This window comes from Flavobacterium sp. HBTb2-11-1, assembly GCF_009826975.1.
In the GTDB taxonomy this organism is placed as follows: domain Bacteria; phylum Bacteroidota; class Bacteroidia; order Flavobacteriales; family Flavobacteriaceae; genus Flavobacterium.
Genome location: NZ_WUMO01000004.1, coordinates 24,180 through 49,394 on the forward strand (window position 1 = coordinate 24,180; position 25,215 = coordinate 49,394).

The following is a 25,215-nucleotide window of genomic DNA, read 5'->3' on the forward strand; positions in this document are numbered from 1 at the left end:
AGCTATAGAAAAAGTATATTTGCTTTTGCTTATATAATGATTTAAAATAAAAAAATGGTAAACTGGTTAATACGTACAATTGAAAAGAAAGACAATCAGGCAGTTGCAAGTTTGATACGTTCTGTTTTTGATGAGATGGGAATCCCAAAAGTAGGAACAGCATACGAAGACCCTTATCTAGATTTGATGTTTGAACAATATAGCAAACCCAAATCAATCTATTTTGTTGTCGAAAATGATGGAGAAATTGTTGGCTGCGCAGGAATTGCGCCTTTGGCAAATAGTGATTCCGAAATCTGTGAATTACAGAAAATGTATTTCCTTCCCAAAACAAGAGGTTTAGGAATTGGGTCGCAAATGATGGAAAAATGTTTAGAGCAAGCTAGGTCTTTCGGTTTTAAAAAATGTTACATCGAAACCATGCCATTTATGCATGCCGCACAAAAGTTGTATAAAAAATCTGGTTTTGAATATTTAGATGGGCCAATGGGATGCACGGGGCACAATTCTTGTCCTGTATGGATGCTTAAAGTTTTGTAAATTTAATGTAACAAATTTAAACCAGCGAGACTTATTGAAAGTTAAAATGTCAGTTTTTGACTGATCGAAAATGCTCAAAAAATAAAATGAAAATTAAACAATATCGTACTCAGTTTATTAAAGAATTATCTCCTTTTTACGACGCGTACGAAGCAGAAAGCTTTTTTTATTTGATACTCGAAGATAAATATCAACTTCGCCAGATTGATTTAGCCTTAAATCATGAATTAGTATTTGATGAGAATGATTTCGCAATCTGGGACGAGCTGTTAAATCAGCTGAAGAAAGAAGTTCCTATTCAGTACTTACTTGGAAAAACCAACTTTTATGGTTTGGATTTTGAAGTAAATGAAAATGTTTTAATTCCGAGACCAGAAACAGAAGAATTGGTAGAGTGGATTATTAATGAAAATGCGAGCCCAGATAAAAATAAAAAAATAAAAATTCTTGATATCGGAACAGGAACGGGTTGCATTGCCATTTCGTTGGCAAAAAATCTTCCAAATGCAGAAGTTTTTGCGATTGATGTTTCTAAAAAAGCGATTGAAACAGCAAAAAGAAACGCCATTAGAAATGATGTCGAGGTGACTTTTATGCTGTTGAATATTTTAGAAACAGATGGATTTACCCATCAGTTTGATATCATTGTTTCTAATCCCCCTTATGTGCGAAATCTAGAAAAAGCAGAAATAAAAAAGAATGTACTGGATTACGAACCGCATTTGGCGCTTTTTGTAGAAGATAGTGATCCGCTTATTTTTTATAGAAAGATTGCTTCCCTAGCTCAAAACGGACTTCTGAAAAACGGAAAACTGTATTTTGAAATCAACCAATATCTTGGAAAAGAAATGATTGATTTGTTGGAAAGTATGAGTTTTCAAAACGTTGAGCTTAGAAAAGATATTTACGACAACGATCGTATGATAAAAGGGAATATTTAAGTATTCAGTCTCGGTCTCAGTTTTCAGACAGTATTGACCGAAAATTGAGACCGAAAACTGCGACTAAAAATTATTCATATCGCAAAGCCTCAATAGGATCTAGTTTTGATGCTTTAATAGCTGGATATAAACCAGAAACCAGTGCAACGCAAAAACTTGTTGCAAAAGCGGCAAAGATCGCCATCCACGGAATTACAAAAACAAAACTCATAGCGGTTGCAATAGCAAAACCAAGCAGGATTCCTAGAACGATTCCGACCAAACCTCCAATTTGTCCAATTAATAAAGTCTCGATAAAAAACTGAAAAGCAACTGTTGATCTTTTGGCTCCCAAAGCTTTGCGAACGCCAATTTCGCGGGTACGTTCTGTAACCGAAACGATCATAATATTCATTAAAGCAATAGAAGATCCTAAAATGGTAATAACGGATATAATCCAAGCGGCCCAGCCTAAATATTTGGTAATGCCTAAAATTCGGTTAATTAAGTCATCACTGCGCCCAATGCCGAAATTATTATCTCTTACAGGACTAAGTTTACGAACCCTTCTCATTGTACTTGTAGCATTGTCGACAGCTTCGTCTAAAAGTTCTTTTTTAGAAACCATCACACTGATTGTATAGTTGATGTTTGGTGCAGAAAATAAGGATCTCGCAACCTGAATCGGAATCAAAACGCGTAAATCTTGGCTGTTCCCAAAAGTAGAGCCTTTTTCTTTTAGAACGCCAATAACCTTAAATCGTGCACCGCGAATCGAAATGATTTTATCTATCGGATTTACATCTTTTAAAAGTCCTTTTTCAAAATCAGAGCCGACAATACATGAATAGGTGTTGTTGTCAATATCAAATTGATTAAAAGAACGACCTAAAGTAGTTTCTAAGCCAGAATTGGCAATGAAATGCTCGTCGACACCAACAACTGTAATTTCAGGGTCTGTTTTGGTATCTAAATATTTTACTTCAGCTTTTGAGGTTGCAGTAAAAGAAAGGGATGTCTCTGTAAAAGGATATTTGTATTTATTTTTAAAAGCAACAGCTTCAGGATAAGAAATAATTGGATTGATAACTTCACGCTCGTTTCCGCCACGATTTCGAACCGTATTTTCGTATTGATTGATGTTGAACGTATTAGCTCCCATTGATGCAAAATTGGTAGAAATTGTATTTTCTAACGCAGAAACTACCGTAAGTATACCAACCAAAGCCGTGATGCCGATAGCAATAATTAAAACGGTAAGAACGGTACGCAGAATTTGGGTTTTGATAGAACCAAAAGCAATTCGGATATTTTCTTTAAATAATTTTAGCATCATGACCAATTTGTCACGAAAATACGGTTTTTGTTACAAGTTTGTTTTCGAAGTGTTATTATTTATTTTAAAAAGTAAGATATTTGCAGACTTAAATTAAGTCGAAAGTTGGAAAGTCAATAAAGCCGAAAGTCTAAAGCGCCAGCAATAAAAAAATATAAATAAATTAATTTTAAAAGGTTTTTGAATTTAAGTTTCAAAAGAAATCTAAAATCTAAAATCAACAATCTAAAATAAAAAAGATGGCTTCAAAACCAAGTATACCAAAAGGAACAAGAGATTTTTCACCAGCTGAGGTGTCAAAACGTCAATATATTATTCAGACTATAAAAGCTAATTTCGAGAAATTCGGTTTTCAGCCAATCGAAACGCCCTCGTTTGAAAATTCAGATACCTTAATGGGGAAATATGGAGAAGAAGGAGACCGTCTGATTTTTAAAATTTTAAATTCAGGTAATTTTTTCTACAATAAAAGTAAAATTGAATTACCAGAATCAATCGAAGAATTGCAACTGAATTCTGCTGAAAAAATAACTTTAGAGCAAAGAATCGAATTAAATAAATTCACAGGAAGAATTTCTGAGAAAGCCTTGCGTTACGATTTGACTGTTCCGTTTGCAAGATACGTGGTACAGCACCAAAGTGAAATTGAATTTCCATTCAAAAGATATCAGATTCAGCCAGTTTGGAGAGCAGATAATCCGCAGAAAGGGCGTTTTAGGGAATTTTTTCAATGTGATGCTGATGTTGTCGGTTCAAAATCACTTTGGCAGGAAGTAGAATTGGTTCAATTATATGATACTGTTTTTACATCGTTAGGTTTAGAGGGTGTTACAATTAAAATCAATAATAGAAAAATTCTATCTGGAATTGCTGAGGTTATCGGTGCTTCAGATAAATTAATTGATTTTACAGTTGCGCTTGATAAATTGGATAAAATTGGAGAAGACGGCGTTAAAAAAGAAATGATAGAAAAAGGAATTTCTGAAGAAGCGTTGGTAAAAGTGCAACCGCTTTTTAGTTTCTCAGGAACTTTTGCAGACAAAATTGCACAACTTTCGGACTTGTTGTCATCTTCTGAAGAAGGAATGAAAGGTGTGGAAGAATTGAAATTTATTTGCGACAATGTGGCCGATTTAGGTTTGTCGACAGCAATTTTAGATTTGGACGTGACATTGGCACGTGGTTTAAATTATTATACAGGAGCTATTTTTGAAGTTGCGGCTCCAAAAACAGTAGCAATGGGATCTATCGGTGGTGGTGGAAGATACGACGATTTGACGGGTATTTTCGGATTGAAAAATATGAGTGGTGTCGGAATCTCTTTTGGATTGGATAGAATCTATCTAGTTCTGGAAGAATTGCAATTGTTTCCAGAAACGGTTGCGGCTACTTCTAAAGCATTATTCTTGAATTTTGGCAACAAAGAAGCTTTGTATGCTTCAAAAGCGATTCAGAAATTGAGACAGGAAAATATAAAAGTAGAATTATATCCAGACAATGTAAAAGTGGGTAAACAATTTCAATATGCAGATAAACGTTTGATTCCGTTTGCTGTATTGGTTGGAGATCAGGAAATTAATTCAAATTCGTACACGCTTAAAAATTTAGTGACAGGAGAACAGGTATCTGTAGATTTCGACGGATTGAAAAAAGCTTTACAGTCCTAAATTAAGTTATGTTTTACGCAGATTCTGCAGATTGGAGCAGATTTAATTTGATTTAAAAACGAAATCTATTTTAATTTGCCTAAATCTTTTTAAACCTGCGTGAAATATTAAAAAATACTTTGAAAGGCTAACTGTCTGGAACAAAAGTTTTTGCTTCAGATTCCGCAGGTTCAAAGGATTTTCTTTTAAAATCTATGCCTGAAATAGTTGCTGGAGAAGAAAAAAAACTCTTAATTTGCCGACCTTAAGTTACGGGCGTAGTTCAAGGGTAGAATAGCGGTCTCCAAAACCGTTGATGGGGGTTCGAATCCCTCCGCCCGTGCAAAAGAAATAAAATGACAACCCGTCATTAAAAGTATAAAAAAAAGCTTCGTCTCTATAGGCGAAGCTTTTTTTAATATAAGGTAAACTTGAATTAATAATTATTTAGAGGCCGAAGCCAACCCTTAAATTCAATTTTTGGTGGTAATAATTGTTTTTTATTGGTTTCAAAGATAATATAAACTAAAACGTAATAGTCTTAAAATTATAATAAATTTTTTCTATGTGATTGCGTTTTTTAAATGTCTCATAATTAATAAAGTGACAATTTGACATTTTATAAGATTTGGCAGTACTTTTGCAATCCAACAAAGAAATAAAAAATGAAGTTTAAAAATATTTTTAAAAATAAAAGCAATATGACTACGGAAAATACAGAATTCGATCAGGAATTAGATGACGCAACGATAGAGACTAACGCCAATGGAGAGCAATTAATTGTTGAAGAATTAAGTGTTGAGGAGCAACTAGCTCAAGACTTAGCCAAAGAAAAAGATAAGTTTTTGAGATTATTCGCCGAATTTGAAAATTATAAAAAAAGAACTTCAAAAGAACGTCTTGAATTATTTAAAACTGCAAACCAAGAAGTTTTATTGGCAATGCTTCCAGTTTTAGATGATTTTGACAGAGCAACTGTAGAGATCAACAAATCTGAGGATGAAAATTTGAAAAAAGGAGTTGAGTTGATCCATGAAAAACTGAAAAGCACTTTAGTTTCTAAAGGTTTAGAACAAGTTGAGATTCAGGCAGGAGATGCTTTCAATGCTGATATTGCTGAAGCAATTACCCAAATTCCAGCACCATCTGATAAATTAAAAGGGAAAGTTGTAGATGTTATTGAAAAAGGATACAAATTAGGCGACAAAATTATTCGTTACCCTAAAGTTGTTGTAGGAAACTAAAAAATGCAAATAAAAATTTCAATTGTATTTTTTGGATTTTGGAATTTTAAGATTTGGAATTTAATCTGATTATGAAAAAAGATTTTTACGAAATACTAGGCATTTCAAAAAATGCTGATGCTGCCGAAATTAAAAAAGCGTATAGAAAAAGTGCTTTAAAATACCACCCTGATAAAAACCCAGGCGACAAAGAGGCAGAAGAAAACTTCAAATTGGCGGCAGAAGCTTATGAAGTTTTAAGTGATCCGCAGAAAAAAGCAAAATACGATCAGTATGGTCATCAAGCATTTGATGGTTCTGGCGGATTTGGTGGTCACGGAGGTATGAACATGGATGATATTTTCAGCCAGTTTGGTGATATTTTTGGTGGCGGATTTGGCGGTTTCGGAGGCGGAGGCGGAGGTCCTCGCCGTGCGAAAGGAAGCAATCTTCGAATTAAAGTAAAATTGACTTTAGAGGAAATTGCAAATGGAGTGGAGAAAAAAGTAAAAGTAAAACGTAAAGTTCAGGCTAAAGGCGTAACGTATAAAACTTGTACAACTTGTAATGGTCAAGGACAAGTAATGCGTGTAACCAATACCATTTTAGGAAGAATGCAATCTGCATCAACTTGCCCTACTTGTGGTGGTTCTGGTCAGATTTTAGATAAAAAACCTTCTGAGGCAGATGCTCAAGGAATGGTTCAAGAAGACGAAACAGTATCAATCAAAATTCCTGCAGGAGTTGTTGACGGAATGCAGTTGAAAGTTGCCAACAAAGGTAACGATGCTCCAGGAAACAGCATTCCAGGTGATTTAATTGTAGCTATTGAAGAAATTGAGCATGAATTTTTGAAGCGTGAAGGTGAAAACGTTCACTACGATTTATATATCAGTTTCCCAGAAGCAGTTTTGGGAGCTTCTAAAGATATTGAAGCAATCAACGGAAAAGTTCGTATTAAACTGGAAGAAGGAATCCAGTCTGGTAAAATCTTAAGATTGAAAGGAAAAGGAATTCCAAGTTTAAACGGTTACGGAAGCGGAGATTTATTGGTTCACGTAAATGTTTGGACTCCAAAAACATTAAATAAAGAACAAAAACAATTCTTTGAAAATGCTTTAACAGACGAGCACTTTGCTCCAAGTCCAGAAAAATCAGAGAAATCATTTTTTGAGAAAGTAAAAGATATGTTCTCATAATCTTAACTTTTTTAAAATACTATAAATAATCAAAAACCCATTCTAGCATAAAATAGAATGGGTTTTTTGCGTAATATGACACAGATTCGCTAGTAATTATTTACTTTTACAGTCGCTGAACCGTAATGGGAGAAGCAACGCAGTAAATCCTTAAAAATAACATGAGTAACTTACTAGAAGTACATAAAGTCATAAAAAAATATGGCGACTATGTAGCACTTAACGAAGTTTCATTAAATGTGCCAAAAGGCAGTATATATGGGCTATTAGGTCCGAATGGAGCAGGAAAAACTTCCCTTATCAGAATCATAAACCAGATTACAATGCCTGACAGCGGTGAAGTAATTTTGGATGGAGAAAAGTTACAGCCAAAACATGTGCAGACCATTGGCTATCTTCCAGAAGAACGAGGTTTGTACAGTTCAATGAAAGTAGGCGAGCAGTGTCTGTATCTGGCGCAAATGAAAGGACTTTCTAAAGCTGAAGCCAAAAAACAACTGGATTATTGGTTTGACCGTTTGGGAATTCAAGGTTGGTGGAATAAAAAAATTCAGGAGCTTTCTAAAGGAATGGCGCAAAAAATTCAGTTTGTGGTTTGCGTTTTGCATAAACCAAAATTGCTGATTTTAGATGAGCCATTTTCTGGATTTGATCCCGTAAATGCCAATATTATTAAAGACGAAATTTTGGCTTTAAAAGAACAAGGTTCAACCATTATTTTTTCGACTCATAGAATGGAAAGCGTAGAAGAACTTTGTGAAAATATTGCTTTAATTCATAAATCTAATAAACTGATAGAAGGAAAAGTGGTTGATGTAAAACGTCAGTTTAGAACAAACAGTTTCGAGGTTGGAATTTTGACCAATAATGTTGAAGGATTAATGTATGACATTACACAAAAATTTACTGTTTCTCCAGCTAGTTTTAAATCTTTGAATGATGATTTAAAATTAAATATTCAGATCGGAAATGCTTCTCCAAACGAATTGTTGAATGTTTTAACGCAACGCGGACAAGTAACGCACTTCGTTGAAAAAATTCCAAGCATAAACGATATTTTTATCCAAACGGTTACTGAAAACAAAATTTAAAAATTCCAATATAGAAATTCCAAATTCCAAGCTTATAAATTGGGATTTGGAATTTAAAATTTGAAAATTAATTATTTATGAGTATTATCTCGTTGATTATAAAAAGAGAATTTATTGCTAAAGTCCGCAATAAATCTTTTGTTGTCATGACTTTCTTGAGTCCGCTTTTATTTGTGGCTATTGCTGTTTTTATTGGTTATTTAAGTACCATGAAAGCAGAAACGAAAAGAATTGCGATTCATGATGAAACTGGACTTTTTGCTTCAGATTTTTTAAAGGAAAACAGAAAAGGTGCAGAATTTAAATATCTCAATCTATCTGAAATTGATGTAAAAGCTTTAAAAGATAGTATTACAAAAGAAAATTTCAGCGGATTAATTGTTATTCCGAAAACCGAAAATAAAAAAGATTTAGAAAGTAAAATTGAATTTATTTCTAATAACAGCCCTAGTATTTCTTTTATTGAAAACACTCAGGAAATCATTGGAAATAAAATCACAAAACTAAATCTAGAAGAAGCAAAACTAGATACTCTGGCTATTCAGAAAGCACAGTCAGATGTAAATATTCATTTAGTGAAAGCCTCTGGAGAAGAGAGTTTAAAAGGATTAAATGAAATTAAAATAGGAATTGGCGGTGCATTTGGCTATCTGATTATGATGTTTATTATCATTTATGGAAACATGGTAATGCGAAGTGTAATCGAAGAAAAAACAAACCGTATTATCGAAATCATTATTTCATCTGTAAAGCCATTCCAGTTAATGATTGGTAAAATTGTAGGGACTTCTTTAGCAGGAATTCTGCAATTTATAATTTGGGCAATTATCGGTTTAGGATTAATGTTTGCCGCTTCGGCATTCTTCGGCGTAAATGTTGGTCCAACAGCTAGAATTTCTCCAGAAATGATGCAAACGGCTCAGCATGAATTTTCGGGTTCAGCACAAATGTATATTGCCGAATTATGGAATCTGCCAATTGCAAGCATTATAATCGGATTTGTGATTTATTTTATTGGAGGATATTTTTTGTATAGCTCATTTTATGCGGCAATTGGAGCAGCCGTTGATAATCAAACCGATTCTCAGCAGTTTTTGCTTCCAATATTAATGCCTTTAATTTTAAGTGTATACATCGGATTTTTTACCGTTGTTAATGATCCGCACGGAACTGTGGCCGTTGTGTTTTCAATGATTCCGCTTACTTCGCCAATTGTTATGTTAATGCGTATTCCATTTGGCGTGCCTTGGTGGCAAATAGCAATTTCGGTATCATTATTGTTTGCAACATTTTTCCTTGTGGTTTGGTTCGCCGCCAAAATCTACCGAATTGGTATTTTAATGTACGGTAAAAAACCAACCTGGAAGGAATTGTATAAGTGGCTGAAGTACTAGTTCTTTAGAGTTGCAAAGTTACAGAGTGGCAAAGGTTCAAAGTTTTTTTGAATTTTGTATAACTTACAAAAGCGACTTTAAGATTGTGTATTGAAGCATAAAAGAGATATTACTAATAACAGATTAATAGGTAGCATAGCGACAAAGATTTTAAACTTTGTCACTCTGTAACTTTGCAACTTTGAACCTTAGAAAAAGAATGAGTAAAATACTAATTGTAGAAGACGAAGCAGCAATCAGAAGAGTTTTGGTAAAAATTTTATCAGAAGAAAATGATTCGTATCAGGTTGATGAAGCAGAAGACGGTGTTGCGGGACTTGAAAAAATAAAAAACAACGATTACGATTTGGTTTTGTGCGATATCAAAATGCCAAAAATGGACGGTGTTGAGGTTTTAGAAGAAGTAAAAAAGATAAAACCAGAAATCCCAATGGTTATGATTTCGGGGCACGGCGACATGGAAACGGCTATTCAAACCATGCGTCTAGGAGCTTTTGATTATATTTCGAAACCGCCAGATTTGAATCGTTTGCTGAATACAGTTCGTAATGCTTTAGATAAAAAACAATTAGTAGTTGAAAATAAAATTCTAAAGAAAAAAGTCAGTAAAAACTACGAAATGATTGGTGACAGCGAATCGATTAATCATATAAAATTGATGATTGATAAAGTGGCTCCAACCGAAGCCAGAGTTTTAATTACAGGTCCAAACGGAACTGGAAAAGAATTAGTGGCGCATCAATTGCACGAAAAAAGCGAGCGTTCTAGTTTTCCTTTGATTGAAGTAAACTGTGCTGCAATTCCGAGCGAATTGATCGAAAGCGAATTGTTCGGACACGTAAAAGGTGCTTTTACATCTGCTGTGAAAGATCGTGCTGGAAAGTTTGAAGCTGCTGACAAAGGAACTATTTTTTTGGATGAAATTGGAGATATGAGCCTTTCGGCGCAAGCCAAAGTTTTGCGTGCGCTTCAGGAAAATATGATTACTAGAGTAGGTGCCGATAAAGACATAAAAGTGGATGTTCGTGTCGTTGCCGCAACCAATAAAGATTTAAAAACAGAAATTGCCGAAGGCCGTTTCCGTGAAGATTTATATCATCGTTTGGCTGTAATTTTAATAAAAGTTCCGCCATTGAATGAAAGACGTGATGATATTCCAGCTTTAATTTCTCATTTCACAGAGAAAATAGCTTCAGAACAAGGAAACGCGGTTAAGTCATTTTCGGCGCAAGCCATAAAATTATTACAGGAATATGACTGGACAGGAAACATTCGCGAACTTCGAAATGTGGTAGAAAGATTAATCATTTTGGGAGGAAACGAAATTTCTGAAACAGATGTAAAAATGTTCGCTAGCAAATAAATGCTTCGCGGAATAAGCTTTAAGCTATAGGCTTTAGGCTTTTAAAAATATAATATTTTAGCTTATAGCATAAAGCTTAAAGCCTAAAGCATAAAAAAATGAAATTAAAAAAGATAAACGAGAAATTACAGGACGGTTTAATTGAAAATGGTTTGACAGAAGCCAATGCTTTGCAGATGGAAACTTTTTCGACCATAAAAAGTGGCGCAGACTGTGTAATTGTTTCGCCAAAAGGAAGCGGAAAAACGACTACAATTGTATTGAATGTAATTCAGCAATTGGCGGGAAAAACAGAAGAATCGCCTCGTGCTTTGATCATTGTTGAGGATAAAGAGAAAATGACCGTTATGGTTGACCTTTTTGAGAAATTAGGAAAATATGCTAATCTAGAGGTTTACGGCGTGCACGACAAAGGAGATATGGATTATGATAAAAATTACGTTTCTACCGGAATTGATGTTTTAATTGGTACGCCAACGAAATTGAACGATATGTTCAGTACGGCGGGTTACAACGTAAATCGTCTTAAAATGTTTATTATAGACGATGCCGATCCGATTTTGAAATTGCGTCACGATGCTAAAATCACTCGTATTTCAAACAGTATTGCCAAAGTACAGCGAATTATTTTTACAGAAACTCTGACAGAACGAATTGAAATTTTGGCAGACAAAATCATGATCGAACCTTATTTGTTTGATATGGATGAAGAGGGGGAAGAGGAAGTTGATGAAGAAGAAGACGATATTGAAGAGGAATAATTATTATAAAGTTTGCAGTCCCAGTTTGTAGTCTCAGTAACTAGAAAGTGGGACTTTTTGATTTAAAAATTATTAATAAAAAATAAAGTAGAATGGGATTAATGAAAGTGTTTTCAGGAAGTGAAGTTTTAGCAATTGCTTTGCAAGAAAGATTAGAAGAAGCGGGAGTAGAAACCGTTAAAAAAGATAATATTCAATCGGCGCGTTTGGGAGGTTTTGGACAGACAGATTTGGCAGTTGAGGTTTTTATTCAAGAAACCGATTTTGCAAAAGCAAATCCCGTTATTGAAAGTTTCAGAATGAGTCTTTAAAAAAGTCGCAGTTGGCAGTTGCAGTTTTCAGTATTCTAACTGTAAACTGTGACTGCGACTGAAAACAGAAAAAAAATATGCAATACAAAATGTTAGTGCTCGACATGGATGATACCTTGTTGACAGACGATCATAGAATTTCAGATTTAAATAAAAAAGTAATATTAGAAGCTCAGGCAAAAGGTGTTTATGTGGTTTTGGCTTCAGGAAGGCCAACTACGGCAATGACAGCTTATGCTAAAGAGCTGGAACTCGATGTAAACGATTCGTATATGATTTCGTTTAATGGAGCAATAATCAGCCGTGTTAAAGACGATTTGGTTTTGTTTGAACAGAAATTGACTGTAGAACAAATTCACGCGCTTTACGATTATAGCGTAAAGAAAAATGCACATATTATCACGTATTTGGACGACGAAATTATTAGCGAAACAGATTCTGAGTTTATAGAAGTAGAAAAAGAAATTACTGGAATGGCGCATCATAAAGTGTCAAGTTTTAAAGATTATGTAGACAGACCAGCGGTCAAATGTATCTTGCTTCAAGATCCGGCGTATTTAAAAACGTTAGAAAATGATTTAAAAGAAGCTATGCCTCATTTAAGTGTTTCGATGTCCAAACCATTTTTCTTAGAAGCGGCGCAACAAGGAATTGATAAAGCGGCAAGTCTGAAGTTTTTGGCTGATAAATTAGGAATTCACCAAAGCGAAATTATCGCCGTCGGTAATGCCGGAAATGACTTAACGATGATCGAATATGCCGGTTTAGGAGTTTGGGTTGATAATGTAACGCCAGAATTGCGTGACAAAGCAGATTTAATCGTCGCTTCAAATAATGACGATGGTGTTGCTGAGGTAGTAACACGTTATATTTTAAACTAAACTAAGATGAAAAAGCCAATTGAAACGGAACGTCTGATTTTAAGGGAACTTGAACTTTCTGATGCAGAAGGAATGTACGAATTGGACTCTAATCCGAATGTGCATTTATTTGTTGGAAATAGACCTGTAAAGCATATTGAAGAAAGCATTGAATATATCAAGTTTGTTCAAAAACAATATAAAGATCATGCAACAGGCCGATGGGCAGTTGTTTTGAAAGAAACGAATGAATTTATTGGCTGGTCTGGAATTAAGTTTATTACAGATGAAATCAATAACCACAAAAACTTTTATGAGTTAGGATATCGTTTTATAGAAAAACATTGGGGAAAAGGTTATGCAACAGAAGCAGGAAAGGCTTTTATTGATCGTGCTTTTAACGAAATGAAAGTAGAAGTGCTTTATGCTTATGCAGATGCTGGAAACGAAAATTCTAGAAAGATTTTAGAAAAACTAGGTTTCCATTTTGTGAATTCTTTCGAATATCAAGAAGAATTAGAAGTTTGGTACGAACTTAAAAATCCAAACTCAAACTAAGAAATGTGTTCCAAATCTTTACATACTTAAAAGTCAGTAAAGATTTGGAAACAAATCAGAGTTAAATATTATTTTTTAGCTACAGAAACAAAATATTTATTTCCGTCACCCATAGTTAATTTTACACGCTCGTCGCAAAGATCGATTGCAAAATTTGCACTTTCATAACAGCTGCAAGTTGTGTTTTTGTCTTTAGACATTTCAGTTTTACAGTTGTTGTTTTTAAAACTTGCTAATTGTGGAGTGTATAAACTAACCAAGTCAGTAGAAGCGGTTACTAAAGAAATAATACTTGCAGAATTATTATTGGTAATTCTGTATACAATTCTATCCGTATAGTTTACATCGTTAACAGTTACTTTACGAATGTAGGTATAAGCTGTAGATCCTTCACCTGGTTCTTTAACTTCAAACTTAAACCCAACTGCACGAATAGCAACATCAAATTGCTGTTGTGAGTTAAAGCTTGCCCAAGTCGTCAATGTGCTAATAGTAGGAAATGGATTTGCATTTGCGGCTGGAGCATTAGTTTGCGCTTGCGAACTAAATAAGGTTAAGAACATCAAGCAGATTGTGGGTAAAAATGCTTTCATAAAGCGTGGTATTTGTTATTATAATTTTGCCTACTCTCTTTGGTTTTCGGCTTTCCCATTTCATTTTGTAACACAAAACAACAACATAACGAGTAAAATTCAAAATTGTTATGCCCGAATTATTATTAAATTAATTAAAGGGTACTAAAATTCTTTAATATGAATTTATTGGCAACTTGTGGCATAACAATGGTAAATGTAAGAAATTTTGAATTTAAAATAGAAAAAAATGTATTTAATCGGTAAAACTTGCATTTAGTCGATTATTTTGTCATTTTATTCTTATCTGAATACTAAAATCTAAAAAACGAAGGTCTTGTATTTTGTAAAATAAAGGTAAAAAAGATTAACTTTTGAATGTTTCTAAATTAATATTAGCGCAAATTATTGATTGGAAGTGCATTAATCGCTTTCTTTTGATGAATATTGTTTGTAAATTTGCAGCCTTAAATTTTTTGACAACGATTTCATTAATTTAAGACAAATTATGGAAAATAGAAAAAAAGTTGCCTTTTACACTCTGGGTTGTAAACTGAATTTTTCAGAAACCTCTACAATCGCCAGAAGTTTTAATGACGAGGGTTTTGACCGCGTCGATTTTGAAGATGTTGCAGATATCTATGTGATTAATACCTGCTCTGTAACAGAAAATGCCGATAAACAATTTAAACAGGTTGTCAAGAAAGCCATGAAGCTGAACGATAAAGCTTTTGTTGCTGCTGTGGGCTGTTATGCGCAATTGAAGCCAGAAGAATTGGCTGCAGTTGACGGAGTTGATTTGGTTTTGGGCGCTACAGAAAAATTCAAAATCACAGACTATATCCATGATTTGAGCAAAAATGATATGGGTGAAGTGCACTCGTGCGAAATTGCCGAAGCTGATTTCTACGTAGGAAGTTATTCTATTGGAGATCGTACTAGAGCATTTTTGAAAGTTCAAGATGGCTGCGATTATAAATGTACATATTGTACAATTCCGTTGGCAAGAGGAATTTCGAGAAGTGATGCTTTAGAAAATGTATTGAAAAATGCGAAAGAAATTTCTGCACAGAATATTCGTGAAATTGTTTTAACAGGAGTAAATATCGGTGATTACGGAAAAGGGGAGTTTGGAAACAAAAAACACGAACATACTTTTCTAGATTTAGTTCAGGCTTTAGACAAAGTAGAAGGAATCGAACGTTTAAGAATTTCATCTATCGAACCAAATTTATTGAAAAACGAAACAATTGAATTTGTTTCTAAAAGCCGAACTTTTGTACCGCATTTTCATATTCCGCTGCAATCAGGAAGCAATGATATTTTGAAATTAATGAAACGCCGTTATTTACGTGAAGTTTATACAGATCGTGTTGCTAAAATTCGTGAAGTAATGCCTCACGCTTGCATTGGTGTAGATGTAATTGTTGGTTTTCCTGGAGAAACAGACGAGCATTTCTTAGAAACGTATCATTTCTTAAATGATTTAGATATTTCATATTTACACGTTTTTACGTACTCTGAAAGAGATAATACGGAAGCAGCAGAAATGGAAGACGTAGTTCCTTCAAATGTTCGCGCTAAACGCAGTAAAATGCTTCGCGGTTTATCAGTTAAAAAACGCCGAGCTTTTTATGAAAGCCAATTAGGAACCAATAGAACTGTTCTTTTTGAAAGTGAAAATAAAGAAGGATATATCCACGGATTTACGGAAAACTATGTAAAAGTAAAAACGCCATGGAATCCAGAATTGGTAAATACTTTACAGGAAATCAATTTAACGAAAATCGACGAAGATGGAAGTGTTCGTATTGAGTTTTTGAATAAACTAGCTGAAGCTTAGATTATTTCGCAGGGGTGCGCAAAGCTGATTTAGAATTGCAATGTCATAGAAGCGCACTGCAGTGCGTCTTGTACAAACATAAAAACAAGAAAGCTCTTTTATAAATTAAAAGAGCTTTTTTTTTATTAAAATTCTTCGTGAATCTCTGTGAAATCTTTGCGTGTCTCTGTGGTATAAAAATCAATGATCTTCTCCAACAACTAATTTCAAAGAATTAATATAATCAGTGTCAAATTCAATCACTCGAATTTTTTCGGGATTAAATCCTAATTCTCCGCCAAATTGACCTCTTGTGTCTAAGAAATTAATAGTCAATTCTTCGTCATTCAATTCTATTAATTTTCCTAAATAGGCAGATTTAGATGATTTTTTGGCAATTTGAAAAATACCGTATTTCTCTGAAACGTACTTAATAATTGAGGCTAAATCTTTGATTGGGATAATATCGTCAGAATTAATTTTTAATCCTTTCAAACGAATTACTTTTTCTGTAAAAGCCAGATCATGATCTCGGTTTACGGCTTCAATATTTTTATTTCTCAGGATAACAAAACCATCCAAAACAAAATCTACAGGATTATTTCGAAGCAAAATCCAATCATCAGAATAATCAATTAGAAACCCGCTGAAGATTTCTTTTTTATCCTGAAATTCTATTTCGACCAATTGTCTTAAATATTGTTCCATCATGTTTTTTTAAAATTCCAATAATTAAATTCCAATAATTAAATTCCAAACACTAAACTCCAAAAATCAAATCCCAAACTCCAAATGATATGAGATTGGAATTTGGAATTTTATCCCGATAGCTATCGGGATGGGATTTAATTTTTTAAGGATTAGTAGACCAAATACTGCTGTTTTTGATAAACACTCTTCGGTTTAATTTTAACTGTGCAATAATTAAATCTGCCATATCTTCAGACTGCATTACTTTTTCAGGGTTTCCGTCAGTTAAGTTTAAATCTTTTGCCATGTCAGTTGCCACAGTACTTGGCGTTAGAGCTGTAACACGGATATTGTGTTTTCTCATTTCCTGCATTAAAGAATCGGTTAAACCTAAAACAGCGAACTTAGACGAGCTGTAAGCACTTGTCAATGCGTTTCCGTTTAGTCCTGCAGTTGACGAAATATTGATAATATCTCCAGTCTGTCTTTCGATCATATTTGGAATAATGGCGCGAGTAGTGAAATACGTTCCCATTAAATTCACCTGAATGATTCTTTGCCAAGCTTCTGGCTCCAATTCTAAGAATTTTCCAAAAGAAGCGATTCCAGCACTGTTGATTAAAATATCGATGTGTTTAAATTCAGCCAAAGCTTTTTCTACCGCTTTATTGATAGAATTAATATCCGAAACGTCAGCAGACAGAGCCACTGTTTTTACTCCAAGTTTTGCGGTTTCAGCAGCAAGCTGATCAATATCATTTTGAGTTCTTGAAACCAAAATCAGGTTTACGCCTTCTTTTGCCAAAGCAATGGCAACGGCTTTGCCAATTCCTTTTCCTGCGCCCGTAATAAAGGCGTTTTTATTTTTTAAGTCGGTCATGATTGTGTTTTTAGAAATGCAGAAAGCATCATTTTAAGTCTTACAAAAATAAGCTTTTGAAAACTAAAATGATGCTTTAAAGGTATTCTTAATCTAAGTTTAACAACTTTTGTTATTCTTTCAGAACCATGTCTATGCACATTACGGCTCCTAAAATTAACTGTCTCAACGGACTGTCGGCAGCAACTGTATCGTCAATTTGAAGAACATAATTATCGGCACTTGTAAAAAACTCTTTTCCTAATCCTGCCCATTTTTTACTTACTTGTGCCAATTGTTTGTTTTCATGAGAGAATTTGAAATCCCAACCAGTCCATTTTCCTTGAAGCGTTGCAACAGGTTTTTCGTTTTTATCTAAAATTTCAAATCTTCCGCCGATTGAGAAAAATTTTTGTTTGAAAGTTCCAACTAAGCGATCTTTCTCGTCAAATACTTCAACGGTCGATCTAAAAATGGCAACACCTCTTCTTACTGTAATTAATTTTTCTCCAGAAGCAGTTGTAATTTCAACATTAAATGGAGTTGCTCTTTTATAATCTGTAAAACGAAATACTTTTGTGAAGAATCCAAGATTGTTCTCTCGGCAGTTCATAATGATTTGATTGGTTTCTGGATGATAGATATCGTAGTTGTTTGCGGCTTTGAACATTCCAACATGTTCTTTTACTAAAAATAGATTTTGGCTTAAAATAGAATTCATACGTGTGTAAAATAAGTTTTAGAAATAAAGCCGCAAATGTAATACAATATTTATTAATTATACTGCTTAGAAGTTTCAACCAAACGAATAAATTCTGCTTTGTAACCTTCGCCATCGTTTGAATTTCCTTGTTTCGCTAGTTTTACAATTTCTTCAGAAGACTTGTCGGCAATTAATTTTGAATCTCTCAATTTCAAACCAAACCAAGCTACGGCAGAACTAAATTTCATATCATCGCTCGCTTTATCCAGAGCAACCGATTTATTCTCGATTACCTGAACCATTTCGATGCTTTTATCGCCATCAGGTTTTTTGTAACGGAATTTTATCGTTGCCAATTCGTTGCTGTAATTGTTTGAATTGGTTTCGGTTTTAGTATATTTTAAAGGATCAGGCTGTTCAGCTAAATAATCACTTTTTACACCAGTTGGAATAATTTCATACAAAGCCGTCACAGTATGATTGCTTCCTAATTCGCCCGCATCAATCGCATCATTTTTGAAATCTTCTGGACGTAATTTTCTGTTTTCATAACCAATCAAACGATACGCTTGAACTTGCTTCGGATTGAACTCGATCTGGATTTTTACATCTTTCGCGATAGCAAACATCGAACCCTTGAATTCTTTTCCTAAAAAGCGATTCGCTTCCTGAATGTTGTCGATGTAAGCATAATTTCCGTTTCCTTTATCGGCCAAGATTTCCATTTTACTGTCTTTGTAATTTCCCATTCCGTAACCTAGACAAGTCAAGAAAACACCTGTTTTTCTTTTTTCTTCAATCAATTTTTCCATATCTGAATTAGAAGAACTTCCAACGTTAAAATCTCCGTCAGTTGCTAGAATCACACGATTGTTTCCACCTTTAATAAAATTTTCTGTTGCAGTTTTATAAGCCAATTCAATTCCTGCGCCTCCGGCTGTACTTCCGCCAGATTGTAATTTGTCCAAAGCGTCGATAATCGTTTTTTTCTCATCTCCAGAAGTTGGAGGCAAAACCATTCCTGCGGCGCCCGCATAAACCACAATCGCTACTTTATCTTTTGCACGTAATTCATTTACCAAAATTTTCATTGATTGTTTTAATAAAGGCAGTTTATTCATGTCGCTCATCGATCCAGATACATCAATCAAGAAAACAAGATTAGAAGCAGGTAAATCGTTTGTTGGAATATTTTTTCCCTGTAAACCAATTTTCAAGATTTTATTATTGGTATTCCAAGGCGAATCGCTCACTTCTGTATTGATAGAAAACGGATGCTCATTTTTTGGCTGCGGATAAGTATATTTAAAGAAATTAACCATTTCCTCAACACGAACGGCATCTTTTGGAACTTGCTGGCCGTTGTTTAAAAAACGTCTGATATTCGTATAAGAAGCATTGTCAACATCTATAGAAAAAGTAGAAAGCGGAGCTGTTTTTGGACTTTCAAAAGCATTTTCTACAAAAGCATCATAATCTTCCTGAGTTGGTTCTGTCGGAAGGGGCATAATATTTAATTTTTTATCCAATTCTTTTTCAGAAAGATTTTTATAAATTTCATTTTTGGTTGAAATTACCACAACACCATTCGAAGCTTTACTGCCATAAATTGAAGTTGCATCTTTATCTTTTAAAACAGAAACATTATCAATATCATTCGGATTAATTTTTGCCATTTGATTGGCTTTTGCTGGAACTCCATCAATAATATACATAGGTTCATTTTTTGGAGAAACTGATGCAGTACCACGAATAGCGACAGTTGGGCTCGGCATAGCAGAATATCCCATAGAATTTTGAACTTGAATTCCTGCAACTTTTCCTTTAAGAGCCTGTGCATCTTTTTTCTCTCTTCGTCTTTCAGCACGAGCATAGTTTCGGTCTTCGTATTCTGAACTGCTTACGCCATAACCAACAACCACAACTTCGTTTAATGTCTGATTATCTAGAAGAAGTTTGATATTAATTGTATTTGAATTTTGAACCTTTTGACTTTGGCTTTTGTATCCAATGAAACTGAAAACCAACATGTCGCCTGTTTTTGCTTGAATATTGTATTGGCCATCAAAACTTGTATAAACACTAGTTTTTGTGGTCTGATTTAAAACGGTTACACCTGGAAGTGGCTGTTTTGTTTCATCTGAAACGATTCCAGAAATGGTTCTTTCTTGTGCCATGGTTACGAAACATATAAGCATAGCAATGGCTGATGAAATAAGTTTTAGACTTTTCATGATAATAAGTTTTAGAATTAATGTTGAGATTTAACTTTGTCAAAGTTTCAAACTTTGACAAAGTTTTATTGTGGACCGATTATTTTTTCGGAGCCGGTTTTCCGTTTTTTGTAGTGATTATAACAACTCCTTTTTTGCCTCTTTCGCCATATTTTTCGGTCGCTTCAAGGTCTTGTAAAATAGTAATGGTTTTAATGTCTTGTTTGTCTAAAGGCGCATACGGACTAGTAGGGTTTTTGCCAAACAAATCATTTTCTGAATAATAAATACCGTCAATAATGTACAAAGGTTCATCAAGGACAACAAGAGAATCTACATTTTCTGGATTTAGATTTGGAAGCTCATCTCGCATCATTTTATCTTTTTTTGCGTCGTCGCTGTGAGCCATAGCATTTCCGTTAAGAATTACTAAAGGTGCACTCTTTTTTGCTTTTTGCATTTGCGCAGCCGAATAGGCAACTTTTGCAGATTCTCTTTGAGGATAACTTGAATAACCCATTTCTGGAGTTACTTCTTTTTTTGAAACGAAGTTATTTTCTTCTTCATAAGATTCATTTTTAAGAGGCGCATTTGCAGAAACGACAGTTTCTGCCGCAATACTCGGAGCTGGTGCAGATAAAACAGGTTCTGATTTTGAAATCGTTATTTCTTGAACCGCAACTCGTTCTTTATTTTTAGTTTGATTGTCTAATATTTTAACCGCTTCTTCACTTGAAACTATTCCTAAAGAGGTTGCATCATTTTGTTTTACAATTGGTTCTTCAGTTTGAGGCTGTTTTGCTTCTTTTTCTTCCAAAACTACTTTTGGAGTTTCTGTTACAGTTTCTTTATTAGAATGTAAAAACTGAAAGCCTAGAGAAAGCAATAATAGAAGAGAAGCGGCAACCGCAATTTTTTTCCATAATGCAATTGTTTTTTTATCTTCTTTTTTGTCCAGTTTTTCTTCTACGCGCGCCCAGACTTTTTCCATTCCTGGAAAGTCTTGAAACTCGGCTTTTTGCGAAGCTTCTTTTATTTTATCGAATAATTTATCTTGATTGTCCATGACTATTTTGCTTTTTGATAATACAGTTTATTAACCAGTTCTTTCAGTTTGGTCTTAGCGGCATTCAATTGTGATTTTGAGGTACCTTCAGAAATCTTCAGCATTTCGGCTATTTCTTTGTGTGAGAAACCTTCAATGACAAAAAGGTTAAACACAGTTTTACAGCCGTCAGGAATATGGTTTAATAAATTAAGTAAATCTTCTTCTTCCAATGTATTCAGTTCGTCGACAGAAGGCTGCGAAAGCAGTTTCACATCATCTAAATACATATTAAAGTTGGTTTCTTTTCTAATCGTCGCCAAACAATGATTTACAGTTATGCGTCTTGCCCAAGCTTCAAAAGCATAAGCTTCTTTTAACTGTTCTAGTTTGGTGAAAATAGTAAAGAAAGAATCGGCCAAAGCTTCTTCGATTTCCTCTTCCTTTTTTAAATATCTTTTGCAAAGGCGGTACAACTTTGGCGCCATGTATTCGTACACCTGACGCTGGGCATCTCGGTGCATTTTTTTACAGTCTGCTATTTGAGTCTCGTTTATCACAATTGTTGTCTTTCTTGTATAGAGAGTAAAAAAGATAAAAAGGTTGGGACGGGGGTGAAAAAAATATTAAAATATTTTTTTTAGGTTCAGAGTTGCAAAGTTACAAAGGGTCATAGTTTTTATTGTAGAGACGCACTGCAGTGCGTCTACGCAAAGAATATCAAATATGGATTCTCTAATGTTAGACGCACTGCGGTGCGTCTCTACGTTAATATTGCGGACGAATAGCTTTTACTTTTATTTAATCGGCAAAGTCAATTTATAAATCTTCGTTTCTAAAACTTCTGTATCATTATCTTCACAAAGCAAAAATTCGATTTTGTTGTTTTCTTTTTTATAGAAAGTCAGACCTTCAAATTTATTGGTTGCGGTAATTTTTTGAGTAAAATCGATTTTCATGGTTTTCACATCAATTCTTCCAATGAAACTTCCTAAGATTTCGCCGTCATCGTAAGTAGATTTGGTATCTTCGGCAGTTGAAAGGAAATAAATTTTATCATCGACCAAAATGGCATCTGTAAAACTGGAACGAACGCCTTTTATTTTTGGCAGTTTGTAATTAACAGAAATTAGAGCAAATTCTTCTCCTAGATTTTTGGCGTGAATGGTAAAAATGGTGTTTTTGTTGGAAACGCCATTTCCGCGATTGAATAAATACCAGTTTTCGCCATCAAAAATAGCGCCTTCTAGATTAAAATCTTCTGGTTTAATTTCTCCGAAATTCTGCATTACAGCATATATATCGACTAAATTGTTTTTTTGTAAAACGGTTTTCGATTTCAAATCAAATTCAATCATTTTGTTTCGGTTTTCGGTTGAACCAGAACCAAAAACATAAAGTGTATCGTTATGATGTGTAAGTGACTCAAAATCGGGTTTTAAGTTTTTCGGAATATTCTGCGTTGGATTGTCAATTAAAGCATGCTGATTCAGTTGCTGATTTTGCATATTGTATTCGTAAAGAAATCCGCTGTTGTCGCCAATTACATAAAGCGCGTCATTATTGTAAAATAATCCCGATGCCGAGCCGATTCCGATGATTTGAAATAATATTTCTAATGTGAATTTTTCCATGAAATGTTGTTTTTTTATTGCAATGAATAGCAGTTCTGATAGCTATCGGAATTCGTAAAATTACTATATTTATAAGACAAAAAATTAAAAAGATATGAAATCAATAGACCCGAAAGATTTTAAAGTTGTAGATAAAATAAAGCTCAAAGAAATTCCAACTTTATTAGATGTCAAAGCCGATGATGACGAAAAAGAAGAAAAACTAGATAAAGTTCAAGCCAAATTGAGCGATTTGCAAGATGTAATGTATGCGCATAACAAATACAGCGTTTTGATTTGTCTTCAGGGAATGGATACTTCGGGAAAAGACAGTTTGATTCGAGAAGTTTTTAAGGAATTTAATCCGCGTGGGGTTGTGGTGCATAGTTTTAAGACACCGACTTCGACAGAACTAGAACATGATTATTTATGGCGTCATTATATTGCGCTTCCAGAAAAAGGAAAATTTGCCATTTTTAATAGAACACATTATGAAAATATTCTCGTAACGCGTGTGCATCCCGAATATGTGCTGGCTGAAAACCTGCCAGGAATTGATTCTGTTGATGATATTACACCTGATTTTTGGAAAAATAGAATCGAACAGATTAATAATTTTGAAAAACACATTTGCCAGAACGGTACAATTGTAATGAAGTTTTATCTCCATTTGAGCAAAGAAGAACAGCGCCAGCGCTTGTTGCGACGTTTGGAAGAGGAAAAACACAATTGGAAATTTTCTCCAGGCGATTTGAAAGAGCGCGGCTATTGGGATGAATATATGAAGTATTATGAAGAAGCCATCAATAAAACATCGACGCCGCATGCGCCATGGTACATTGTTCCTGCTGATGATAAAGAAATGTCACGATATATTGTAGCCAAAATTATCTGGGAAGAAATGAAAAGACACACCGATATTAAAGAGCCTGAATTGGACGAGAAAACGGCTATAAATATCGAATTGTATAAAAAAGAATTAGGAGAGAAGTAATTGCGTAATTGAGATAATTAGTCAATTAGATAATTTTTTTGAACCCCGATAATTTTTTTAAACTGTCGGGGTTATTTTATATACCATTAGTCAACACAAAAACGCATTTCGTCAAACTAATTTGAATAGTGTTTGTGGTTTATGCTACTTTGTTGTTTGTTTAAAAAATATAGGGCTACTTTTGAAGTTAAATTTTCTCAATAAGTTATTTATAAATGATTGCAATCAATAAAAATAGGCACTGGATGTTTTTGGTCTTTTTCTGGTGTCTGTTAGGTTTTACAATTTGGGGACAGCTAATAGAAGATTACAGTTTTTGGTCTGCTTTTTCCCAGTCCGTTTTAATTTTATTTTGTTCAACCGCTTTAGCGCATTTTTTAAGTGATGTATTATTGCCTCGCGCTTTGCGAAAAAATAAAATGGCTTTGTTTGCCCTGCAAGGTATTGTGGTGGTTCTTATTCTGTCATTTTGCCTCGCAACCATTTATGCCGTTTTTTCAAATCCAGAATCAAGAAGCAGGTTATATCCCGATCAAGCTGATTTGAGTACACTTCAGTTTTTATGGACACAATTTTATGGCAGCATTCCAGCCGCAATTTTAATAAGTAGCACAGCCTGTGGACTTCGGTTTTATCAGGAACATAATGCTATAGAAAGAAGTCATGCAGAATTGAAACAAGTGCATTTAGAAGCACAAATCAAGATTTTGCAAGATCAGATCAATCCGCATTTGATGTTTAATATTTTGAACCATATTCATATTCTGATGCAAAGCGATGTAAAGTTAGCTTCAGATTTATTGGTTCAGTTTTCGGATATTTTGAGGTATCAATTGTATGAATGCAATAAGGAATATGTGCCTTTGCATCTTGAAATCAAATATTTAAAGGATTTAATTGCTGTTGAAGAAACTCGTTGGGGAAATGAGCTAGAAGTCAAAAGCAAATGGAGCATTGAAAATGGACAGCTTCAGATTGTGCCGTTGCTTTTGGTTCCGTTAATCGAAAATGCTTTTAAACATGTTTCCCGACTTCCAAATCAAAAAGGATATGTGCATTTGTCTTGCGAGCAAATAAATCATCAGCTGAATTTTACAATTGAAAACTCTTATACCGAGCAATACAAAATACCTTCAAAAAATCAAGGATTAGGTTTAGAGAATGTAAAGAAAAGACTGGAAATACAATATCCTGAAAAATACAAATTAGATATCCATAAAACCGATTCGGACTTTACAGTTGAAGTGGTTTTAGATTTAAAGTAATTTTTTTGCCACTCCCGATAGCTATCGGGATAAAAGATGAGAAAAGATTTTATTTTAGCCACGAATTGCACTAATTAGCACGAATTTTTTAATTAGCAACGCTTAGGGATCTTTGCCTCCTTTTAAAAATAAAAACTTTGCGAACTTTGCGTAAACCTTTGCGCTCTTTGCGGTAAAATTTTTAGCCACAGATTATACAGATTAAAAGGATTTCAAAAAAATCTGCTAAATCTGCGT

24 protein-coding genes and 1 tRNA gene are annotated in these 25,215 nt (G+C 34.1%); 16 read left to right on the top strand and 9 right to left on the bottom strand.

The window, feature by feature from the left end; translation table 11 throughout:
- The first annotated feature begins 54 nt into the window (after nt 1–54).
- Both GR162_RS09535 and prmC read left to right on the top strand, forming a co-directional pair.
- On the top strand, nt 55–540 hold the full coding sequence (locus GR162_RS09535) for a GNAT family N-acetyltransferase (RefSeq protein ID WP_160781967.1): 486 nt from the start codon (nt 55–57) through the stop codon (nt 538–540).
- Between the two features lie 86 nt (nt 541–626).
- Nucleotides 627–1,481, top strand: coding sequence for a peptide chain release factor N(5)-glutamine methyltransferase (gene prmC / locus GR162_RS09540; protein ID WP_160781968.1), 855 nt, complete (start codon nt 627–629; stop codon nt 1,479–1,481).
- Nucleotides 1,482–1,551: 70 nt separating this feature from the next.
- Here prmC and GR162_RS09545 read toward each other — a convergent pair whose 3' ends face one another.
- The gene (locus GR162_RS09545; RefSeq protein ID WP_035691969.1) at nt 1,552–2,796 is read right to left on the bottom strand and encodes an ABC transporter permease; all 1,245 of its coding nucleotides are present in this window, start codon (nt 2,794–2,796) and stop codon (nt 1,552–1,554) included.
- A 239-nt stretch (nt 2,797–3,035) separates the two neighbouring features.
- Between GR162_RS09545 and hisS the strand changes: the two genes are divergently transcribed.
- From hisS to GR162_RS09600, 11 genes are all read left to right on the top strand, one after another.
- The gene (gene hisS / locus GR162_RS09550) at nt 3,036–4,463 is read left to right on the top strand and encodes a histidine--tRNA ligase (protein ID WP_160781969.1); all 1,428 of its coding nucleotides are present in this window, start codon (nt 3,036–3,038) and stop codon (nt 4,461–4,463) included.
- 251 nt (nt 4,464–4,714) lie between these two features.
- A tRNA-Trp gene (locus GR162_RS09555) sits at nt 4,715–4,785 on the top strand.
- 322 nt (nt 4,786–5,107) lie between these two features.
- The gene (locus tag GR162_RS09560; protein ID WP_008467996.1) at nt 5,108–5,686 is read left to right on the top strand and encodes a nucleotide exchange factor GrpE; all 579 of its coding nucleotides are present in this window, start codon (nt 5,108–5,110) and stop codon (nt 5,684–5,686) included.
- A gap of 71 nt (nt 5,687–5,757) precedes the next feature.
- A complete protein-coding gene (gene dnaJ, locus GR162_RS09565; protein ID WP_008467998.1) occupies nt 5,758–6,864 on the top strand; it encodes a molecular chaperone DnaJ in 1,107 nt (368 codons plus the stop codon).
- Nucleotides 6,865–7,025: 161 nt separating this feature from the next.
- Nucleotides 7,026–7,955: an ABC transporter ATP-binding protein gene (locus GR162_RS09570; protein WP_091133682.1), complete on the top strand. Its 930-nt coding sequence runs from the start codon at nt 7,026–7,028 to the stop codon at nt 7,953–7,955.
- Between the two features lie 77 nt (nt 7,956–8,032).
- Nucleotides 8,033–9,349 (top strand): ABC transporter permease, encoded by a 1,317-nt coding sequence (locus GR162_RS09575; RefSeq protein WP_160781970.1) that lies wholly within the window; start codon nt 8,033–8,035, stop codon nt 9,347–9,349.
- Between the two features lie 199 nt (nt 9,350–9,548).
- Nucleotides 9,549–10,712, top strand: a complete 1,164-nt coding sequence (locus GR162_RS09580; protein ID WP_008468003.1) for a sigma-54 dependent transcriptional regulator — start codon at nt 9,549–9,551, stop codon at nt 10,710–10,712.
- Between the two features lie 98 nt (nt 10,713–10,810).
- Nucleotides 10,811–11,473, top strand: coding sequence for a DEAD/DEAH box helicase (locus tag GR162_RS09585; protein WP_160781971.1), 663 nt, complete (start codon nt 10,811–10,813; stop codon nt 11,471–11,473).
- Between the two features lie 92 nt (nt 11,474–11,565).
- Nucleotides 11,566–11,784: a putative signal transducing protein gene (locus GR162_RS09590; protein WP_160781972.1), complete on the top strand. Its 219-nt coding sequence runs from the start codon at nt 11,566–11,568 to the stop codon at nt 11,782–11,784.
- Nucleotides 11,785–11,861: 77 nt separating this feature from the next.
- Entirely contained in the window at nt 11,862–12,665 is an 804-nt protein-coding gene (locus GR162_RS09595) for a Cof-type HAD-IIB family hydrolase (protein WP_160781973.1), read from the top strand.
- Between the two features lie 6 nt (nt 12,666–12,671).
- The gene (locus tag GR162_RS09600; protein ID WP_160781974.1) at nt 12,672–13,202 is read left to right on the top strand and encodes a GNAT family N-acetyltransferase; all 531 of its coding nucleotides are present in this window, start codon (nt 12,672–12,674) and stop codon (nt 13,200–13,202) included.
- Nucleotides 13,203–13,270: 68 nt separating this feature from the next.
- Here GR162_RS09600 and GR162_RS09605 read toward each other — a convergent pair whose 3' ends face one another.
- Complete coding sequence (locus tag GR162_RS09605; protein ID WP_008468013.1) at nt 13,271–13,795, bottom strand: hypothetical protein; 525 nt, start codon at nt 13,793–13,795, stop codon at nt 13,271–13,273.
- A gap of 487 nt (nt 13,796–14,282) precedes the next feature.
- Here GR162_RS09605 and mtaB point away from each other — a divergent pair, with 487 nt between their 5' ends.
- On the top strand, nt 14,283–15,617 hold the full coding sequence (gene mtaB / locus GR162_RS09610; RefSeq protein ID WP_160781975.1) for a tRNA (N(6)-L-threonylcarbamoyladenosine(37)-C(2))-methylthiotransferase MtaB: 1,335 nt from the start codon (nt 14,283–14,285) through the stop codon (nt 15,615–15,617).
- Between the two features lie 180 nt (nt 15,618–15,797).
- On the opposite strand, the gene GR162_RS09615 is transcribed toward mtaB, so the two are convergent.
- The 7 genes from GR162_RS09615 to GR162_RS09645 all read right to left on the bottom strand — a co-directional run bounded on the left by GR162_RS09615 (nt 15,798) and on the right by GR162_RS09645 (nt 22,740).
- On the bottom strand, nt 15,798–16,304 hold the full coding sequence (locus tag GR162_RS09615) for a hypothetical protein (RefSeq protein WP_160782316.1): 507 nt from the start codon (nt 16,302–16,304) through the stop codon (nt 15,798–15,800).
- A 145-nt stretch (nt 16,305–16,449) separates the two neighbouring features.
- Entirely contained in the window at nt 16,450–17,166 is a 717-nt protein-coding gene (locus GR162_RS09620) for a 3-ketoacyl-ACP reductase (protein ID WP_160781976.1), read from the bottom strand.
- A 112-nt stretch (nt 17,167–17,278) separates the two neighbouring features.
- Complete coding sequence (locus GR162_RS09625) at nt 17,279–17,866, bottom strand: phospholipid scramblase-related protein (protein WP_160781977.1); 588 nt, start codon at nt 17,864–17,866, stop codon at nt 17,279–17,281.
- Nucleotides 17,867–17,919: 53 nt separating this feature from the next.
- Complete coding sequence (locus tag GR162_RS09630; protein WP_160781978.1) at nt 17,920–20,082, bottom strand: VWA domain-containing protein; 2,163 nt, start codon at nt 20,080–20,082, stop codon at nt 17,920–17,922.
- Nucleotides 20,083–20,161: 79 nt separating this feature from the next.
- Nucleotides 20,162–21,127, bottom strand: coding sequence for a hypothetical protein (locus tag GR162_RS09635; protein ID WP_160781979.1), 966 nt, complete (start codon nt 21,125–21,127; stop codon nt 20,162–20,164).
- A 2-nt stretch (nt 21,128–21,129) separates the two neighbouring features.
- The gene (locus tag GR162_RS09640) at nt 21,130–21,630 is read right to left on the bottom strand and encodes an RNA polymerase sigma factor (protein WP_008468024.1); all 501 of its coding nucleotides are present in this window, start codon (nt 21,628–21,630) and stop codon (nt 21,130–21,132) included.
- Nucleotides 21,631–21,903: 273 nt separating this feature from the next.
- On the bottom strand, nt 21,904–22,740 hold the full coding sequence (locus tag GR162_RS09645) for a hypothetical protein (protein WP_160781980.1): 837 nt from the start codon (nt 22,738–22,740) through the stop codon (nt 21,904–21,906).
- 94 nt (nt 22,741–22,834) lie between these two features.
- Here GR162_RS09645 and GR162_RS09650 point away from each other — a divergent pair, with 94 nt between their 5' ends.
- Nucleotides 22,835–23,713: a PPK2 family polyphosphate kinase gene (locus GR162_RS09650; RefSeq protein ID WP_160781981.1), complete on the top strand. Its 879-nt coding sequence runs from the start codon at nt 22,835–22,837 to the stop codon at nt 23,711–23,713.
- Between the two features lie 215 nt (nt 23,714–23,928).
- On the top strand, nt 23,929–24,978 hold the full coding sequence (locus GR162_RS09655; protein WP_160781982.1) for a sensor histidine kinase: 1,050 nt from the start codon (nt 23,929–23,931) through the stop codon (nt 24,976–24,978).
- Nucleotides 24,979–25,215: the final 237 nt, after the last annotated feature.

What these genes read in the sequence shown, in the direction of transcription:
- GR162_RS09600 (WP_160781974.1), top strand. Translation starts at nt 12,672, where the DNA reads ATGAAAAAGCCAATTGAAACGGAACGTCTGATTTTAAGGGAACTTGAA.
- GR162_RS09570 (WP_091133682.1), top strand. Translation starts at nt 7,026, where the DNA reads ATGAGTAACTTACTAGAAGTACATAAAGTCATAAAAAAATATGGCGAC.
- GR162_RS09595 (WP_160781973.1), top strand. Translation starts at nt 11,862, where the DNA reads ATGCAATACAAAATGTTAGTGCTCGACATGGATGATACCTTGTTGACA.
- dnaJ (WP_008467998.1), top strand. Translation starts at nt 5,758, where the DNA reads ATGAAAAAAGATTTTTACGAAATACTAGGCATTTCAAAAAATGCTGAT.
- GR162_RS09615 (WP_160782316.1), bottom strand. Translation starts at nt 16,304, where the DNA reads ATGGAACAATATTTAAGACAATTGGTCGAAATAGAATTTCAGGATAAA.
- GR162_RS09585 (WP_160781971.1), top strand. Translation starts at nt 10,811, where the DNA reads ATGAAATTAAAAAAGATAAACGAGAAATTACAGGACGGTTTAATTGAA.
- GR162_RS09625 (WP_160781977.1), bottom strand. Translation starts at nt 17,866, where the DNA reads ATGAATTCTATTTTAAGCCAAAATCTATTTTTAGTAAAAGAACATGTT.
- GR162_RS09590 (WP_160781972.1), top strand. Translation starts at nt 11,566, where the DNA reads ATGGGATTAATGAAAGTGTTTTCAGGAAGTGAAGTTTTAGCAATTGCT.
- GR162_RS09630 (WP_160781978.1), bottom strand. Translation starts at nt 20,082, where the DNA reads ATGAAAAGTCTAAAACTTATTTCATCAGCCATTGCTATGCTTATATGT.
- GR162_RS09545 (WP_035691969.1), bottom strand. Translation starts at nt 2,796, where the DNA reads ATGATGCTAAAATTATTTAAAGAAAATATCCGAATTGCTTTTGGTTCT.
- GR162_RS09655 (WP_160781982.1), top strand. Translation starts at nt 23,929, where the DNA reads ATGATTGCAATCAATAAAAATAGGCACTGGATGTTTTTGGTCTTTTTC.
- GR162_RS09640 (WP_008468024.1), bottom strand. Translation starts at nt 21,630, where the DNA reads ATGCACCGAGATGCCCAGCGTCAGGTGTACGAATACATGGCGCCAAAG.
- GR162_RS09575 (WP_160781970.1), top strand. Translation starts at nt 8,033, where the DNA reads ATGAGTATTATCTCGTTGATTATAAAAAGAGAATTTATTGCTAAAGTC.
- prmC (WP_160781968.1), top strand. Translation starts at nt 627, where the DNA reads ATGAAAATTAAACAATATCGTACTCAGTTTATTAAAGAATTATCTCCT.
- hisS (WP_160781969.1), top strand. Translation starts at nt 3,036, where the DNA reads ATGGCTTCAAAACCAAGTATACCAAAAGGAACAAGAGATTTTTCACCA.
- GR162_RS09635 (WP_160781979.1), bottom strand. Translation starts at nt 21,127, where the DNA reads ATGGACAATCAAGATAAATTATTCGATAAAATAAAAGAAGCTTCGCAA.
- GR162_RS09560 (WP_008467996.1), top strand. Translation starts at nt 5,108, where the DNA reads ATGAAGTTTAAAAATATTTTTAAAAATAAAAGCAATATGACTACGGAA.
- GR162_RS09580 (WP_008468003.1), top strand. Translation starts at nt 9,549, where the DNA reads ATGAGTAAAATACTAATTGTAGAAGACGAAGCAGCAATCAGAAGAGTT.
- mtaB (WP_160781975.1), top strand. Translation starts at nt 14,283, where the DNA reads ATGGAAAATAGAAAAAAAGTTGCCTTTTACACTCTGGGTTGTAAACTG.
- GR162_RS09650 (WP_160781981.1), top strand. Translation starts at nt 22,835, where the DNA reads ATGAAATCAATAGACCCGAAAGATTTTAAAGTTGTAGATAAAATAAAG.
- GR162_RS09620 (WP_160781976.1), bottom strand. Translation starts at nt 17,166, where the DNA reads ATGACCGACTTAAAAAATAAAAACGCCTTTATTACGGGCGCAGGAAAA.
- GR162_RS09605 (WP_008468013.1), bottom strand. Translation starts at nt 13,795, where the DNA reads ATGAAAGCATTTTTACCCACAATCTGCTTGATGTTCTTAACCTTATTT.
- GR162_RS09645 (WP_160781980.1), bottom strand. Translation starts at nt 22,740, where the DNA reads ATGGAAAAATTCACATTAGAAATATTATTTCAAATCATCGGAATCGGC.
- GR162_RS09535 (WP_160781967.1), top strand. Translation starts at nt 55, where the DNA reads ATGGTAAACTGGTTAATACGTACAATTGAAAAGAAAGACAATCAGGCA.